The sequence below is a fragment of the Streptomyces sp. NPDC017890 genome (assembly GCF_044328675.1).
Taxonomy (GTDB): Bacteria; Actinomycetota; Actinomycetes; order Streptomycetales; family Streptomycetaceae; genus Streptomyces.
Genome location: NZ_JBIRHU010000012.1, coordinates 207,343 through 224,180 on the forward strand (window position 1 = coordinate 207,343; position 16,838 = coordinate 224,180).

Here is a 16,838-nt window from a genome sequence, read left to right on the forward strand (position 1 = left end):
CCCCGCGGCGGGTCACTGCTTCCCGCAGGCCACCTCGTCGCCGCGCACCACCGTGCCCGACTCCTGCGGCGGGTCCGCCGGCTTCACCTCCACGACCTCCTCGAAGCCGGCGCCCGCGATCACCCGCAGCGTCGGGCCCTGCCCCTTGACCGGCCGGAGCTCGCTGCCGGGCAGCGCGGCGGCCAGCGACCTCGCCGAGAGGTCCCAGCGGGGGTCGAAGGCGATGACGGTCCGCTCGACCGCGCGGTCGACGGCGTTCCTGGGGGCGCGGGTGGTGTGGAACCCGGTCGCGGCCAGCGCGTCGTCCACCCGCTTGCCGAGTCCCGGAGTGCGCGTGCCGTTCTCCACCTGGACCTGGACATGCTTCGGGTCCACCGGCACCCGTACCGGCGCCGGACCCGCGGGCTTCGGCCCGGGCACGGCCAGGCGCCTGTCATCGCGCAGCGCGTCGAAGATCCGCTCGGACTCCACGGGGTCCCACTTCAGGGTCGAGCCGACGCCCTTGACGTCGTGGCCCATCTGCCCGATCGGCACGGTGGTGAACTCGGACGACGACGGCGAGAAGTTCCGCATCGCCCGCCCGAGTGCCAGCAGCTCGTCGGTGCCGAAGCCCTTGTCCGCGCGCACCGAGCCGAGCACGGCCTGGGTGACGTCGCGGAACCTGAGCGGGTTCAGCAGCAGCCCCGAGGAGGTCGCCCGGTCGATCAGGGCGGCCAGGAAGCGCTGCTGGCGCTTCATCCGGCTCAGGTCCGAGGTCCCGTCGAGGTGGCGTGCGCGGACGTACTGAAGCGCCTGCCCGCCCATCAGCCTGTGGGTGCCGGCCGGCAGGTCGAGCCCGGTGTAGCTGTCCTTGAGCGGCTGGGGGGTGCAGATCCGCACCCCGCCGAGGACGTCCACCGTCTTCATGAAGCTGGTGAAGTCGACCTCCAGGTAGTGGTCGATCTTCACGCGGGTCATGTTCTCGACGGTGCGGACGGTCAGCTGAGGGCCGCCCTCGGCGTAGGCCGCGTTCAGCTTGAGGGGGTGCCCCTCGTGGTGCTCGCCGGTGGTGCGGTCGGTGTGGTCGGGCGTCTCGGCGTACGAGTCGCGCGGCAGGCTGACCACGCTGGCGCGCTCCCGGTCCTCCGAGATGTGCACGATCATGATCGTGTCGGTGCAGTGGCAGGGGGCGCCGCCGAGACGGTACTCCTGCCGCTGCGCCTCGCTGATCCGGTCGCGGCCGTCGGTGCCGACCAGCAGGATGTTCATGCCGTCACCGGCCCGGGGCCGGTTCTTCATGTCCTTGAAGGCGTCGACCCGCGAGATGTCCGCGTCCAGGCTGGAGAGCACCGCGTGCCCGATCCCCGCGGAGGCGAGCACCACCACCGACAGCGCCGTCACCGCCCGCATGGCCCAGCGCGGCCGCCTGCGCCGTACGGGCCCGGGCGGTCGGGGGGACGGTCGGGGGCCGCCGTGCTGCGGCGGGGGGCCGCCCGGGGGGGACGAGGCCGGGACCCGGGGGGAGCGGGGCGGTGTGGGCAAGTGGCACCTCCGCGGGGACGGGCCGTGCGGCCTGGCGTGCGATCCGTGAGCACCGTAGGCCCATACGATCTGCTGCCCGGGGCTGTGACCCCCGCGGCGCGCGCCCGTGTCCCCCGTTCGCGGTAACGTGAGCACCGATGAACGCCAAGTCCGACGTGCGGCCGCCCGCCGTTTCCGTGATCATGCCCGTCCTCAACGAGGAACGGCATCTGCGCGGCTCCGTCCGCGCCATCCTCGCCCAGGAGTACGCCGGCGAGATGGAGGTCGTGATCGCCCTCGGTCCCTCCGCGGACCGTACGGACGAGATCGCCGCCGAGCTCGTCGCCGAGGATCCGCGCGTACACACCGTGCCGAATCCCACCGGCCGTACGCCCGCCGCGCTGAACGCCGCGATCAAGGCCTCCCGTCATCCGGTCGTCGTCCGCGTCGACGGCCACGGCATGCTCTCGCCGAACTACATCGCCACGGCCGTACGGCTCCTCGAGGAGACCGGCGCGCAGAACGTCGGCGGCATCATGCACGCCGAGGGCGAGAACGCCTGGGAGGACGCCGTCGCCGCCGCGATGACGTCGAAGATCGGTGTCGGCAACGCCGCCTTCCACACGGGCGGCGAGGCCGGCCCCGCCGAGACCGTCTTCCTGGGTGTCTTCCGGCGCGAGGCGCTGGAGCGGCAGGGCGGCTACAACGAGGAGTTCATCCGCGCCCAGGACTGGGAGCTGAACTTCCGCATCCGTGAGGCCGGCGGCCTGATCTGGTTCTCGCCGGAGCTGAAGGTGTCCTACCGGCCGAGGCCGTCCGTGCGGGCGCTGGCCAAGCAGTACAAGGACTACGGCCGCTGGCGGCACGTCGTCGCCCGCTACCACTCCGGCTCCATCAACCTGCGCTACCTCGCCCCGCCGACGGCCGTGTGCGCCATCGCGGCCGGTGTCGTGGTGGGCGCGGCGCTGACCCCGTGGGGCTTCGTGATCCCCGGCGGGTACCTGGCCGCGATCGCCGCCGGTTCGGTCCCGGCCGGCAAGGGGCTGGGGCTGAAGGCGCGGGCGCAGATCCCGGTGGCGCTGGCGACCATGCACATGTCGTGGGGCTGGGGCTTCCTGACCAGCCCGCGGTCGCTGGCCAAGCGGGTCATCGCCTCGCGGCGCCCGGCCGTGCAGCCCGACACGGACGCCGCCGCCGGAACCCGGTGACGGACGCCGCCGGAACCCGGTGACGGACGCCGCCGGAACCCGGTGACGCCGCTCAGGACCAGGTGAACGCCGGGTTCACGTGCATGCAGGCGCTCTCGTCCGCGCCGTTGAGGGCCTCGGCCGACTCCGGGGTCCTGTCGTCCGTCGTGGGCGCCCTGTACGCCGTACCCTCGCGCCAGTCGGCGCCGACGACGAGCGTGACACCCGAGACGTCGGTCGACCGCCGCACCGAACTCGCCGGAATCCCCAGGGACTCGGCTACGCGCCGTGCGTCGCCCTCCAGGTCGGCGCTCGGGTAGCGGACGACCGTGAGGTCCTCGCTGGGCAGCACCGAGGGGTCGGCGACCGCCTTGGCGAAGCCCTGCTCCACCAGCAGTCCGGTGACCGTGTTCGCGCGTCCGCGGGCCGCGCCGAGGCGGTCGGTGCGGGTGCCGTTGCGGACCTGGACCGCGATCTCCTCGTCGGCGGCCGCCGGGTCGCCCGGGACCTTCGTCTCCTCGTCGGCCGTCCTCTTCTTCGCGTCCTTGCCGTCCAGCGCGATGTCCTGACGCACCAGCCGGAACAACTGCTCCGCCTCCTCGGTCGGTTCCACGCGGGCGCCCACGTACCGGTTGGGCATCGTGGTCATGGTGATGCGCTGCGGTTTCACCTTGCGCAGCTCGTCGCTGAGGTCGTACAGCTTCTTGACGGTGTCGAGGCCCGGGTCGACCGTGAGCGCCGCGGTGGCCTCCTCGGCCAGCCTGCGCAGCTTGTTGGGGCTACTGAGGGTCGCGTTCTCGCGCAGCGTCCGGACCATCGAGTTCAGGTACATGTGCTGGGCCTTGGCCCGCGCCAGGTCGCTGCCGTCGTCGAAGCCGTAGCGGGTGCGCAGCCACTGCAGGGCCTGCTCACCCTTGATGGGATGCGTACCCTCCGCCAGTTTCAGACCGGAGCCGTGGCCCTGGCTGTCGCGCGAGTGGATGTTGGCGTCCACGCAGACCGGGACGCCGCCGACGGCGTCGGCCATCGACACCACGCCCGCGAAGTCGACCATGACGAAGTGGTCGATGTGGATGCCGGTCAGTTCCTGCCAGGTGGCCACCGTGCAGCCGGGGCCGCCGTGTCCGAGGCTCTGGTTGGTCATCGTCCGGCCCTCGCTCGCAGGGTAGACCTCGCCGTCGTCGGGGTCGGTGCACTTGGGGATCTTCACGAGGGTGTCGCGGGGCATGCTGACGACCGACATGTTGCTGCGGTCGGCGGACAGGTGCACCAGCATCTGCACGTCCGCCAGCGGCGTGGAGCCGAACGTCTCACGGGCGCCGCCGAGTTGCTGGTTCTCCTCGTTGTCCCGGGCGTCCGAGCCGATGACGAGGATGTTCAGCGGGGTCTGCCCGGCCGCGTTCGGTGTCGGCGCGGCGACCTTGTTGTCGCCCAGGTTCAGGGCGTCCTTCTTGATGTTGTCGTTGAGGTGCTCGTAGTAGAGGTACCCGGCGCCGGCCGTACCGGCCAGGAGCACGGCGAGTGCCACCGCGGTCCAGCGCAGCACCCGGCGTCCCCTGCGGGGCGGGCGTCTGCCCGCTTCGGCACCGCTGTCGCCGTCCTCGGCGCCCTCGGAGCCGCCGACCTCCCTCTCCGCACGCTCGGGGGCGTCCGATGCGCCCTCCCGCGTGTCCTCCCCCTGCACACTGTTCCGCGTCATGTCCGCGTCCCTCCCCACCCCCGCGCCACGGCGCGGGCCTGTCGCCGGCCTGTGAGACGTACGACAGGCCCGTCAGGTCAACTGGCGCACTGCTTCTGGTCGGCCGTGGACTTCGGCAGGTCCGGCGTCGCGATCGATTTTGCGTTGAGTTTGACTCCGGCGCCCTTGAAGTCCTTGCCGAGGGTGAGGGTCATGGTGGGCAGGCCCTGGGCGTTGGTGACGCTCTCGCCGGGTTTCATGGCGGCGCCGGACAGGCCGAGGATCTCGGCGAGGGCGCGGGCCTGGGCGGCCTGGTCGGGGGCGTACTCCAGGGTGGTCTTCGCGACTTCCGCGGGGGCGTTGCCGGCGTTCTCGGACTTGGAGACGCCGGCCTCGGTCTGGAGGTACTGAAGCTCCAGCTGGGCGCTGCCGGAGGGGGCGCCGCCGTTGAGGACGCGGACGCGGACCTCGGAGGGGTCGGACTTCTCGCCCTCGAGGCGGGCGGCGACGGCCGCGGCCTCCTTCTTCTCCTGCTCCTTCTCCTTCTGCTCGACCTCGGTGAAGGAGATGTCGTTCCTGATCATGTCGAAGACCTGGGGCGCCTCCGACGGCGCGGGGACGACCGTCGCCTTGACCTTCTCGGCGGGATTGTCGATCACCGGCACCGTGAGGAACGTGATGTTCTTCGTCGGCACCTTCTTCAGCTCCAGGGCGATGTCCTTGAGCGTGCCCACGTTGCCGATCGGTTTGTCCACGGTCAGGGCCTTGGTCGCGGCCTCGGCCAGCTTCACCAGCTTGGTGGGGCTGGTGAGGGTGTCGCTGGAGGACATCTTCCGCATGAGCGAGCCCAGGAACTGCTGCTGCACCTTGATGCGGTCCAGGTCGCCCTCGTTGCCGAAGGCGTGCCGGGTACGGACGAAGGCGAGGGCCTGCTCGCCCTCGACCATGGACTCGCCGGCGGGCAGCTTGAGTTTGGACTTCTTGTCGTCGACGGCCTTCTCCACGCAGACCTCGACCCCGTCGACGGCGGTGGTCAGCGTCTTGACCGCGTTGAAGTCGGCCATCATGAAGTGGTTCGGCTGGATGCCGGTCGCCTCCTTCACCGTGCGCATGGTGCAGCCCGCGTCCCGGCCGCTCTCGCCGAGGCTCCTGTTGAAGCGGACGCCCTGCGTCCCGGGGACGACCGCCTTCGTGCCGTCCTCCTGCGTGGTCTCGCAGTCGGGGATGTCGACGATCAGGTCGCGGGGGATGCTGAGCGCGGTGGCGTTGGAGCGGTCCTTGGCCACGTGCAGCAGGATCGTGGTGTCGGCGTGGCCGGCGCTGCCCGTGTCGCCGTAGCCCTCGTTGCCCGCGCCGGTGCGCTTGTCGGTGCCGATGATGAGGATGTTGAAGGCCTCGTCCTTCTTGAAGCTGCTGCTGCCGGCGGTGCCGACGTCCGTCGTCGTCACGTTGCCCTCGAGGTGCTTGAGGTAGACGTAGCCGCCGACACCGGCCACCAGGACGATGAACGCGGTGCTGCCGCCGGCCCACAGCAGGGCCTTCTTGCCCTTCGACTTCTTCTTCTCCGGCCGGCGTCCGCGCCGCCCCGGCACCGGCTCCTCGGGCGTGGGACGGCGCCGTCGCTGGGGCGGGACCTCCCTGCCTGGCGCGGCCGTGCCACGACGTGCCCGGCCGGCGGTGCCGCCGTCGGCGGCGGAGGCGCCCTTGGCGCCGGTGGCACGAGGGGCGCCGGTGGCACGAGGGGCGGCCCTGCGGGGGCCCGGGACAGGCGACTCCGGTGCGGAAGGGGACAGTCGCAGTTCGTATTCGCCGGTACGCGGATTCAGTACCCACTGGTCTGCGGGATCGACGTTGTCTGCCCGCCCACGTCCTTGCGCGTCCACGGTCTCCCAATCCTCCGGCGGGGGCCACGCGGCACCTTCCCCGGAAGGCGCACGGTAAAGGGTCATCAAGTGCACGACGCCAGGGCGGACCTCGCGGCGGGGGCACTGGAGCGCTCACACTATCGGCCCAGTTCAGCGTCGAACGACACCGGTGACAAATTCGACGCCCCTACAACAGGGCAATCCCTCCTATTTTCATGAGCTCCTACCATCGGTAGGGCTCGTACACGTCCATGCACTTACCGGTGTCCGAGCCGTTGAGGGCGTCGCTGTTGTCGGGCAGGTCTCCGGCCTCGGGCGTCTTCTGCTTCGGGTACGAGGTGCCCGAGCGCCAGTCCGCTCCCACGACGAGCGTGATCCCGGACACGTCCGTCGACTTCCGCACCGAACCCGCCGGAATTCCCAGCACCTCGGCGACGCGCCGGGCGTCACCCGCCAGCTCGTCGCTCGGATAACGGACCACGGTCCTCTCCTCGGAGAGCGCGGCAGAGGAGTCTTTCCTCGCCTGGCCGAAGCCCTTCTCCACCAGCGCCTGGGCGAGCGCACTCGCACGGCCGCCGACCGGACCGAGGGTGGCGGAGCGGGTGGCGTTCCGGACGAGGACGGCGATCTCGGAGTCGGCGGCGGGGGAGTCCCCGGGAGGCTGCCGGCCGGAGTCCTTTCCCGCCTCCTTCCCCGTCTCCTCTCCGGTGGCGGGGTCCTTGGCGCCCTTGCCGTCCTTGTTGTCGTAGGGCACGTCGTCGCGGAGCATCGCCCACATCCGCTCCGCGTCGGCGCCGTCCAGGAGCAGGTGGTTCTCGTTCCGGTCGTCCTGGACGGTGGGTACCGTCGTCATGGTGATGCGGTCCGTCGGTACCGTCTTGAGCTGCATGCCGAGGTCGTAGAGCTTCTTGACCGTGCCGATCTCCTCGGAGACCCTCAGGGACTTCGTGGCCGCATCGGCCAGGTTCATCAGCCTGCCCGTGTCGGTGAAGACGTTCTGCCCCTTCAGGGTGCGGATCATCGAGTTCATGTACATGTGCTGCGCCCGGGCCCGCAGCACGTCGCTGCCCCAGGCGTGCCGGGTGCGCAGCCACTGGAGGGCCTGCTCGCCCTGGACCTTGTGCGACCCCTTCGTCATGTGCAGGCCGGAGCCGCCCTCCCTGCCGGGCTTCGGACGATCGTCGACGTTCTGGTTGACGCAGACCTCGACCCCGCCGATGGCGTCCGCCATCGAGACCACGCCCGCGAAGTCGATCGTCATCCAGTGGTCGATGTAGACCCCGGTGAGGTTCTCCCAGGTGGCGAGGGTGCAACCGGCGCCGCCGCGGCCCAGGGACGCGTTGATGATCGTGTTGGTCGCCGGGAACTTCTCGCCGGTCTTCGGGTCCGTGCACGCGGGGATGTCGACGCGGGTGTCGCGGGGGACACTCACCACGGCGGCGCTCTTGCGGTCGGCGGACAGGTGGATCAGCATCTGCACGTCACCCAGCGGCGGGTTGTCGCGGGTGTCCTTGCCGCCGCCCAGTGCCACGTTGGCGTCGGAGGCACGGCTGTCGGAGCCGATCAGCAGGATGTTCAGGGGCGTCTGTCCGGCCGCGTTCGGCTCGGTCCTGTGCGCCTTGGAGTCGCCGCTGCTGCGCTCGCCCTTCTCGATGTTGCCGTTCAGGTGCTCGTAGTAGAGGTATCCGGCGCCGGCCGTGCCGAGTATCAGAACCGCGAGAACCGTCGCGGACCACCGCAGCGCGCGATGCCGCCGTCCGGCGCGCCGCCGTCCGGACCGCCTGCCGTTCCCGCCCCCGGGGCCCTCCTGCCCGCCCGTGCCCGTGCCACCGCCGCTCGGGGCGCCCCCTGTGGCGCCCCGGCCGCCGCGGGCGTGCCGGACAGCGCCCGGTCGTGGTCCCTCCCCTTGCACACCGCTCTGCGTCATGTCCCTCTCCCACCCTCGGGCCCGCGAACGCGCCCCTGCGCGCGACCTGTTCGCACAGTTGGACGTACGGGACCCCTCGTTGGCTGTACGACCGTCCCCACGGGTTACTCCCGCCCCGGCCATTACGGGCCGTACTGCCGTACTGCTGGACCGCTGTACTGATGGACGGCCGTGCCACTGGACGGCCGTCCCGAGGGACGGTCGTACTGTCAGACGCGTGCGGGGCCCGTCAGGTCACTTCGCGCACTCGACCTTGTCGGCCGTGGCCTTCCGAACTCCCTCGGGCGTCTTCCCGGAGGTGGCGTTGAGTTTGACTCCGGCGCCCTTGAAGTCCTTGCCGAGGGTGAGGGTCATGGTGGGCAGGCCCTGGGCGTTGGTGACGCTCTCGCCGGGTTTCATGGCGGCGCCGGACAGGCCGAGGATCTCGGCGAGGGCGCGGGCCTGGGCGGCCTGGTCGGGGGCGTACTCCAGGGTGGTCTTCGCGACTTCCGCCGGTGCGTTGCCCCCGTTCTCGGACTTGGAGACGCCGGCCTCGGTCTGGAGGTACCGAAGTTCCAGCTGGGCGCTGCCGGAGGGGGCGCCGCCGTTGAGGACGCGGACGCGGACCTCGGAGGGGTCGGACTTCTCGCCCTCGAGGCGGGCGGCGACGGCCGCGGCCTCCTTCTTCTCCTGCTCCTTCTCCTTCTGCTTGACCTCGGTGAAGGAGACGTCGTTCGCGATCATGTCGAAGACCTGCTGGGCGGGCTCCTCCTGCAGGACGACCGTCACCGGGGTCTTCTCCGCTGGGTTGTCGCGCACCGGCACGGTGGTGAAGGTCAGGTTCTTGGTGTTGAGCTTGCCCAGCTCCAGCCCGAGGTCCTTCAGCTTGCTTATGTCGTCCAGCTTCGAGTCGACGGTGAGTGCCTCGGTCGCGGCCTCCGCCAGCTTCACCATCTTCGACGGGCTGGTGAGCGTGTCGTTGGACTTCAGCTTGCGCATCAGCGAACTGAGGAACTGCTGCTGGATCTCGATGCGGCTCAGGTCGCCGCCGAAGCCCACGGAGTGCCGGGTGCGGACGAAGGCCAGTGCCTGCTCACCCTGGATCTTGTGCTCGCCCTTCGCCAGTTTCAGGTGCGAGTCCGGGTCGTCGATGTCCTTCGCCAGGCACACCTCGACTCCGTCGACCGCAGTCGTCAGCGTCTTGACCGCGTTGAAGTCGGCCACCATGAAGTTGTCGGGCGTGACCCCGGTCAGCTCGGTGACGGTCCGCATGGTGCAGCTGGGGGTACGGCCGCTCTGGCCGAGGCTGTTGTTGAAGCGGACGCCGGTGGAGCCCGGGATGACCTTCGTCGTCCCGTCCTCCTGCGTGGTCGGGCAGTCGGGGATATCGACGATCAGGTCGCGGGGAATGCTGAGCGCGGTGGCGTTGGAGCGGTCCTTGGCCACGTGCAGCAGGATCGTGGTGTCGGCGTGGCCGGCGCTGCCCGTGTCGCCGTAGCCCTCGTTGCCCGCGCCGGTGCGCTTGTCGGTGCCGATCAGCAGGATGTTGATCGCCTTGTCCTTCTGGAAGCCACCGGTGCCCGCGCCGTCGTCGGGGAGGGACTGGATGTTGTCGTTGAGATGCTCCAGGTAGAGGTACCCGGCCGTGCAGGCGGTGAGGACGACGAACGCCATGGCGCCGCCGGTCCACAGCAGGACCTTCTTGCTCTTCGACTTCTTCTTCGCCGGCCGCCGTCGCCCGCGCCGACCGGGCGGCGGCTCCTCGGGTGCCGCACGGCGTCTGCGGCGAGGGGGGACCTCATGGCCGGGGGCGGCCGAAGCCGGTGCGCCGCGGTCGCGCGACCCGCCGGGCGGGGCGGATCCGCGGGAACGGGAACCGCGGCTTCCGCCGGGTGCGGCGCCCCGGGGGCGCGGGACCGACGACTGCGGTGCGGAAGGGCCCAGTCGCAGTTCGTATTCGCCGGTGTCCGGGTTGAGTACCCACTGGTCTGCGGGGTCGATACCGTCCGCCCGCCCACGGCCTTGCGCGTCCACGGTTGTCCGAATCCTCCGTCGGTGCCACGCGGCGCCTTCCCCTCCCAGCGCCCGGACTTGCTCATTCGGCGCCCGGCCTCGGGCAGAACCACGTGGCCGGGCACACCGGATCGCTCACACTAACCGCCCTGTTCGGTACAGGGGGACGGAAGTGACGCATTTAATCGAACTTACAACTGGTCAATCCCGCGCATTCATTGGAGAACTGTCCCGCTGCGCCGTGTCCGCCCCGCGTAGCCACTACACCTCTACACCTCTACACCTCTACGTCTCGCACGTCTCGCAGGTCTCGCGTCGGCTTGGCACCCGCGTCACCCGCAGGCATCCTCCCCGGCCGTGTTCCCGCTGAACGTCGGAGTCGGGGAGTCGCCGGTCCCGGGGTCGCGTGGGTTTCCGGAACCGGCCGCCGTGTCCGGCTCGTCGGCCGCCGCGACCGTCACGGGTTCGTCCGTACGCAGGCGGGTGAACAGCTTCTCGGCGTCGGGCTCCACGAGTTGGTCGCGATTGGCGTCACCCGCGTACGGCTCCCGGGGAACGGTCAGGAACTGCACGCGTTCGGTGGGAATGCCGCGCAGCCCGCGCATGAGGCCGTACAGACCACGCAGACTCGCCAGGTCCGGATCGGTCGTGAGGGACGAAGTGGCCGCGTCCAGAACGGGATACAGCTTCACCGGATTCAGCAGTACGTCATCGCTCTGCACCTTGTCGACGAGCGCTCCCAGGAACCGCTGCTGCCGGTCCATCCGGTCGGTGTCGCTGCCGTCTCCGAGCGACTTGCGGGCGCGGACGTAACCGAGCGCCTGCTCCCCGTCCAGCGTCACCCGGCCCGCCGGAAGCTTCAGCTCGGCATTCTTGTCGTCGACCGGTTTCCGCAGGCAGACCTCGACACCGTCGAGCGCGTCGACCATCTCCTTGAAGCCCTGGAAGTCGACGACGACGTGGTGGTCGATCCGGATGCCGGTCAGCTTTTCCAGCGTCCGGATCGTGCACGCCGAACCGCCCGCACCGAAGGCGTAGTTGAACTGTGTGAACACCGGCTCGGTGCGTGACCCGTCGGGCCGGTGGCAGCCGGGCACGTCCACCATCAGGTCGCGGGGGAGGGAGACCGCGGTGGCGCTGTCCCGGCCCGCCGACAGGTGCAGCAGGATCGTCGTGTCCGAGCGCTCGGTCCCCGAGTCCCGCCCGTAGCGCGCGTTGCCGTCACCGGACCGCGAGTCGGACCCGATCACCAGTACGTTCTGAGCGCCGCGGACCAGTGCGGTGGGCCGCTCCTCCTCGTACCGGGCGAGTTCGGCCGCCGCCGCCTCGTCCGCCGTGATGTTGCCGTCCAGCCTGGAGTACACCGTCCACCCGAGGCCCGCGGCAGCCAGGGCCAGTACGGTGACGACGGTCCCCGAAAGCCGCAGCCGCCGCCTCCGACGCCGCCGCCTCAGCCCGTCCCCGGTCGCGGAAGCCCCCGCCCCGGGTCCGGGCCCACCGGAGGGCGTGCCCGCGTCGTCACCGCTCACGTCTCCCTCCGTCCCGCACCCGTGCGTTCCTACGACCATGCCCCGAGCGGGCGCCGGGAGTGGAACGGGACTGACCCGAACGGGGGTGCGCCGGTCCGGCGGAGGTGAGCGGCCGGCTCCAGGGGGCGAGGCGGTCGGCTCCAGGGGGCGGAGCGGCCGGCTCCAGGCAGGCGGAGCGGGCGGCTTCGGGCGGAGCGGCCGGCTCCAGGGGCGGGCGGTCAACGAGCCGTGGCCGAGACCCTCTCCGCCTCGATCCGCCGGTCCACGACCCCCGCACCCGCCTGTTCCAGATGCCGGCACAGCACCACCGACCCCCCACTGGCCAACGGCCCGTAGAGCCCCGCGCTCAGCCCCTCCCACGTGTCGTACGGCAGACCCGACAGGATCCGTGCCCCCGGCCCCGTGAGCCCCAGCCCCGACGCCTCCGTCCGAGCCCGCTCCACGACCTCCGCCCCGCTGAACTCCCGACCGGCGACGATCAGAGCGGGCGCCTCCGGGTCCACCGGCGCGTACGGCACGAACCGGTCACCCTGTCCCGGCGCCTCCACCGCGTAGTCGGCGAAGCCCTCCGGCGGACGCGGCACGAACCGCCCCCCGAGCGGCCGCAACGCCAGCGCGACCCGCGCGCCGGAGCACGCCCGCGCCGCCTCCAGTGCCTGAGGCTCCGGCCCGCTCACCACCACGTCGGCCGCCGCCGGATCACCCGCCATGTCGGCGACGACACCCACCGACGCGCACGCCAGCAGCCACACCGCCGTCTGCCAGTGCGCTGGCAGCAGCAGGGCGACCCGGTCGCCGGGTTCGACGGACAGTTCGTCCTGGAGCAGGTTCGCGGTCTTGGCCACCCAATTGGCGAAGGTGGCCACGGACAGTTCGACGCGTTCGCCGGTGGCGTCGTCGTAGAAGGTCACCAGGGGGCGTCCCGGGTCCGCGGCGAGCGCGGAACTCAGCAGGTCGGCAGGGGTGCGGTCGGTCGCGTTCACCCGCGCAAGCGTACGCGGGCCCACGGGCGCGCACCGAGCGTACGGCGTACCGCCCGGCCACCGGATCGGACGAAAACTTCCTACAGTCCGTCAGGTCACGGATGGACAGATTTGTACGATGATGTCCACGATCGGGGGCATGCGTGGATTCCTTGTTTCCTCGATCGGTGTCACGTGCGCGGCCGCCCTGGCCCTCCCGCTCGCCCCGCCCGTGGCGGCGGCAGCCCTCTCCGCGGCCGAGCCCGCGACCGGTAGGACGGTGCGGTCCGGGGCGTACGTCCCCGGCAGCACCCAGTCGCTGCCCCTCGCCCCCCTCACCCACAACCGCACCCCCGGCACCGCCGAACAGGGCGTGCCCCGCCGCGACGTGCGCCACTTCTCGCTGGTCGGTGTCGTCTGGGAAGACCCGCACACCGAACTGCGCGGTCACGTCCAGGTCCGGACCCGCGCCACCGCCACCGGCACCTGGTCCGGCTGGCAGGAACTGGAGACCCACAACGCGGACCATGCCGCCGATCCCAGCACCCCCGAGCGCGCGTCGGACCGCGTCCGCGGCGCCACCGCCCCGCTGTGGGTGGGCGAGTCCGACGGTGTGGAAGTACGGGTGCGAGCGGAGAGCATCTCCGAGGCCACGGAGGCCACGGAGGCCACGGAGGCCGCGGAGGCCGCTCGGGTCGCTGCCTCGCCCCTCCCCACGGGTATGCGTCTCGAACTCGTCGATCCCGGCGAGGGCGCACCGCCCGCCGCGGCCCCCGGTCCGGAGGAGGGCCCCCGCACCACCACCACGACCGCCACGACTACCACGGCCGCCATGACCGAGGAGTCCGCGGAAGCCGTCGCCGCCTCCGCCGTCAACACGGACGTCGCCCCGCTCGGCGCCACCGAGATCCCGGCCCTGGACCGCGCCGGGACCGAGGCCGCGCTCCTCGCCCTGGGCGGCGCCGACGCGCTGACGGCGCAGCAGAAGACCAAGCCGTACGTCGGCCCCCGCCCGAGCATCACCACGCGCCGCGGCTGGGGCGCCGACGAGAAGCTGCGCGCGCGGAAGTTCGTGTACACGACGAAGGTCAAGGCGGCCTTCGTGCACCACTCGGCCACGGGCAACAACTACACCTGCAAGCAGGCACCGTCAGTCATTCGCGGTATCTACCGCTACCACGTCAACAGCATGGGCTGGCGCGACGTCGGCTACAACTTCCTCATCGACAAGTGCGGAAAGATCTACGAGGGCCGGGCCGGGGGCGTGTCCAAGGCGGTACTGGGCGCCCACACCCTGGGGTTCAACTCCAACAGCATGGGAATCGCCGTCCTCGGCACCTACACCTCCAAGAAGCCGTCGTCCGCCGCCGTGAAGGCGGTCGCCCGGCTCAGCGCGTGGAAGCTCGGTCTGTACGGCATGAATCCGCGCGGAAAGACATACCTGAAGTCCGGTGGTGGCAATCTCTACGGAAAGGGCAAGAACGTACGACTCAACGTCATCTCCGGTCACCGCGACGGCTTCGCCACGAGCTGCCCCGGCAAGAAGCTCTACGACAAGCTCGGCACGGCCCGCTCGACGGCGGCGAAGTACCAGGGCCGCTGAGGGCGGAACACCGCACGGCCATCGAAGGCGCCATGGAACGGTCTGCATACACTGGCCGGCCGAAAGAAAGCTCGGCCGGTCCCGGCAGGAAGCAGAGACGACAGGTGACAGAAGCGATCCTCCTGGTCGGCGGTAAGGGCACACGGCTGCGTCCGCTCACGGTGCACACCCCGAAGCCGATGGTCAGGGCGGCGGGGGTGCCGTTCCTCACGCATCAGCTGGCGCGGGCGAAGGCGGCGGGCGTCGAGCACATCGTGCTCGCGACGAGCTACCTGGCAGAGGTCTTCGAGCCGTACTTCGGTGACGGCTCGGCCCTGGGACTCCACCTGGAGTACGTCACGGAGCAGGAGCCGCTCGGCACGGGCGGCGCGATCCGCAACGTGGCGTCCCGGCTGCACTCGGGCCCCGACGACCCGGTCCTCGTCTTCAACGGCGACATCCTGACGGGCCTGGACATCGGCGCCCTGGTCCGCACCCACGGGACGACCGGCGCGGACGTCTCCCTGCACCTGACCAAGGTGACCGACCCGAGGGCGTACGGGCTGGTCCCCACGGACGACACGGGCCGGGTGCTCGCCTTCCTGGAGAAGCCGCAGACACCCGAGGAGATCGTCACCGACCAGATCAACGCGGGGGCGTACGTCTTCCGCCGCTCGGTCATCGACACGATCCCGGCGGGCCGTCCGGTCTCGGTCGAACGCGAGACCTTCCCGGACCTGCTGGCCACCGGAGCGCACCTGCAGGGCATGGTCGACTCCACCTACTGGCTGGACCTCGGCACCCCGGCGGCCTTCGTACGCGGCTCGGCGGACCTGGTCATGGGCCGCGCCCCGTCCCCGGCGATACCGGGCCGCTGCGGCGACCGCCTCGTCCTGCCCACGGCACGGGTCGCGCCCGACGCGAAGCTGGCCGGCGGCACGGTGGTCGGCGAGGGCGCCTTCGTGGCGGAGGGCGCGCGCGTCTTCGGCTCCACCATCCTGCCCGGCGCCGTCATCGAACCGGGCGCCGTCATCACCGACTCCCTCATCGGCACCCGCGCCCGCGTGGGCACCCGCTCGATACTCAGTGACACGGTCATCGGCGACGGCGCCGTCATCGGCGCCGACAACGAACTCCGCTCCGGGGCCCGCATCTGGTGCGACGCCCACATCCCCCCGGCATCCCTGCGCTTCTCGTCGGACGCGTAGCCGCCGCCCCCCGCTGCGGGCAGTCGTGCCTCCCCCGGGGCCTGATGGCCTGGGAGGTACCCCCAGGCGGCGCGGGTGGGCGGTGGCTGCACCTCCCGCTCGAGCGAAGCCGGCAGTGGGGGAGGCACCCCGGCAGCGCGGGGCCGCGCCACCCACCTTCGGCCCGGGGGCATGCCGGGCCCGCCCCGCAGGGCGGGGCCGCGTCACCCGTCCTTGGCTCGAGGGGCATGCCGGGCATCCCGCGCGGCGAGGGGTCACTCACACCCCGGCCCCCCACCGGGCAACCGTCAGCCCCGGCCCCTCACAGCCGCTCGATCCCCCGCGGAGCCATCCGCGGCGCCCGCCGCTCCGGCACCCGCCCACTCAACAACACCAGCCGGGCCGCCCGATGCCGCTGGCCGGCATACGGCTCCAGCAGGCGCAGCATCACGGAGTCGTCCGCGTCCCGGTCCCCGGCCAGCGCGAACCCCACGATCCCCGGCAGGTGCAGGTCCCCGACCGTCACCGCGTCCGGCGCCCCATGACTGCGCTGCACGGTCTCCGCGGACGTCCACGGCCCGATCCCGGACACGACCTCCAGCCGTTGCTGCGCGGCCGACGGCTCCATCCCGGCCGCCTCCTCCAACCGTGCGGCGACCCGCACGGCCCGCAGGATCGTCGACGCCCGCTTGTTGTCCACCCCGGCCTTGTGCCACTCCCAGGACGGGATCAGCGCCCACGTCCGCGCCGACGGCATGACACACATCCGCCCGGGCGCGGGCCCCGGCGCCGGTTCGCCGTACTTCCGTACGAGCAGCCGCCACGCCTGGTACGCCTCCAGCGTCGTGACCTTCTGCTCCAGGATCGACGGAATCAGCGACTCCAGCACCAGCCCGGTCCGCGTCAGCCGCAGCCCCGGCCGCCGGTGCCGCGTCAGTGCCAGCAGCCGGTGCCGCGGCACGAACGCCGACGGGTCGTCGTCGGCGCCCAGCATCCGCGGCAACTGCTCCAGCAGCCATTCCGCACCCGGCCCCCAGGCCTCGCCCCGCACCTCACCGCCGCGCGCGGTGACCCGCAGCGTGCCCGGTCCGGCGGGTGTCCGGCTGGCCCGCCACACCGACCCGTCCGGCATCGTCCGGAACGTCGGATCGCCGGGCCCGCGCCGCAGCGGCCCGAGCACCAGCCCCAGCTCGTGCGGCCCGTCCGGCGCCCACACCCGTACCTTCGCGGGCGCGAGAGCCTGCCGGGGCACACCGCCCGCGGACACGACGGCGTCCCCGGCGCGCGCCGAAGCGCGCGCCGGCCGGGGAGCGAAACGTCCTGCCACGAGTGAGTTCCTTGGGACGAGGAGAGAGGAGACGAGCAGACGAGGGGGCAAAGGAGACGAGGGAAAGGAAAAGTCCCTACGAGGGTAGAGGCTCGGCCCGAC

At 71.6% G+C, this 16,838-nt stretch carries 11 protein-coding genes; 3 read left to right on the forward strand and 8 right to left on the reverse strand.

The features are described 5' to 3' along the window. Positions 1–12: 12 nt before the first annotated feature. Complete coding sequence (locus ACH4F2_RS18165; RefSeq protein ID WP_398133695.1) at positions 13–1,389, reverse strand: LCP family protein; 1,377 nt, start codon at positions 1,387–1,389, stop codon at positions 13–15. 269 nt (positions 1,390–1,658) lie between these two features. Here ACH4F2_RS18165 and ACH4F2_RS18170 point away from each other — a divergent pair, with 269 nt between their 5' ends. Continuing rightward, a complete protein-coding gene (locus ACH4F2_RS18170) occupies positions 1,659–2,708 on the forward strand; it encodes a glycosyltransferase family 2 protein (protein ID WP_398133696.1) in 1,050 nt (349 codons plus the stop codon). 52 nt (positions 2,709–2,760) lie between these two features. On the opposite strand, the gene ACH4F2_RS18175 is transcribed toward ACH4F2_RS18170, so the two are convergent. From ACH4F2_RS18175 to ACH4F2_RS18200, 6 genes are all read right to left on the reverse strand, one after another. Further along, complete coding sequence (locus ACH4F2_RS18175) at positions 2,761–4,386, reverse strand: LCP family protein (RefSeq protein ID WP_398133697.1); 1,626 nt, start codon at positions 4,384–4,386, stop codon at positions 2,761–2,763. 77 nt (positions 4,387–4,463) lie between these two features. Then, positions 4,464–6,248 carry an LCP family protein gene (locus ACH4F2_RS18180; RefSeq protein WP_398133698.1) on the reverse strand — a complete coding sequence of 595 codons (1,785 nt, stop codon included), beginning with the start codon at positions 6,246–6,248 and terminating at the stop codon, positions 4,464–4,466. A 205-nt stretch (positions 6,249–6,453) separates the two neighbouring features. Then, positions 6,454–8,157: an LCP family protein gene (locus ACH4F2_RS18185; protein ID WP_398133699.1), complete on the reverse strand. Its 1,704-nt coding sequence runs from the start codon at positions 8,155–8,157 to the stop codon at positions 6,454–6,456. Between the two features lie 234 nt (positions 8,158–8,391). Beyond that, positions 8,392–10,170, reverse strand: a complete 1,779-nt coding sequence (locus tag ACH4F2_RS18190) for an LCP family protein (protein ID WP_398133700.1) — start codon at positions 10,168–10,170, stop codon at positions 8,392–8,394. A gap of 311 nt (positions 10,171–10,481) precedes the next feature. Next, positions 10,482–11,717 (reverse strand): LCP family protein, encoded by a 1,236-nt coding sequence (locus tag ACH4F2_RS18195; protein ID WP_398133701.1) that lies wholly within the window; start codon positions 11,715–11,717, stop codon positions 10,482–10,484. A gap of 179 nt (positions 11,718–11,896) precedes the next feature. Next, complete coding sequence (locus ACH4F2_RS18200; RefSeq protein ID WP_398133702.1) at positions 11,897–12,661, reverse strand: TIGR03089 family protein; 765 nt, start codon at positions 12,659–12,661, stop codon at positions 11,897–11,899. Between the two features lie 139 nt (positions 12,662–12,800). On the opposite strand from ACH4F2_RS18200, the gene ACH4F2_RS18205 reads away from it, so the two are divergent. Next, positions 12,801–14,243 carry a peptidoglycan recognition protein gene (locus ACH4F2_RS18205; RefSeq protein ID WP_398133703.1) on the forward strand — a complete coding sequence of 481 codons (1,443 nt, stop codon included), beginning with the start codon at positions 12,801–12,803 and terminating at the stop codon, positions 14,241–14,243. Positions 14,244–14,347: 104 nt separating this feature from the next. Then, complete coding sequence (locus ACH4F2_RS18210; protein WP_398133704.1) at positions 14,348–15,430, forward strand: sugar phosphate nucleotidyltransferase; 1,083 nt, start codon at positions 14,348–14,350, stop codon at positions 15,428–15,430. Between the two features lie 301 nt (positions 15,431–15,731). On the opposite strand, the gene ACH4F2_RS18215 is transcribed toward ACH4F2_RS18210, so the two are convergent. Further along, positions 15,732–16,736 (reverse strand): DNA-3-methyladenine glycosylase family protein, encoded by a 1,005-nt coding sequence (locus tag ACH4F2_RS18215; protein ID WP_398133705.1) that lies wholly within the window; start codon positions 16,734–16,736, stop codon positions 15,732–15,734. Positions 16,737–16,838 lie beyond the last annotated feature (102 nt).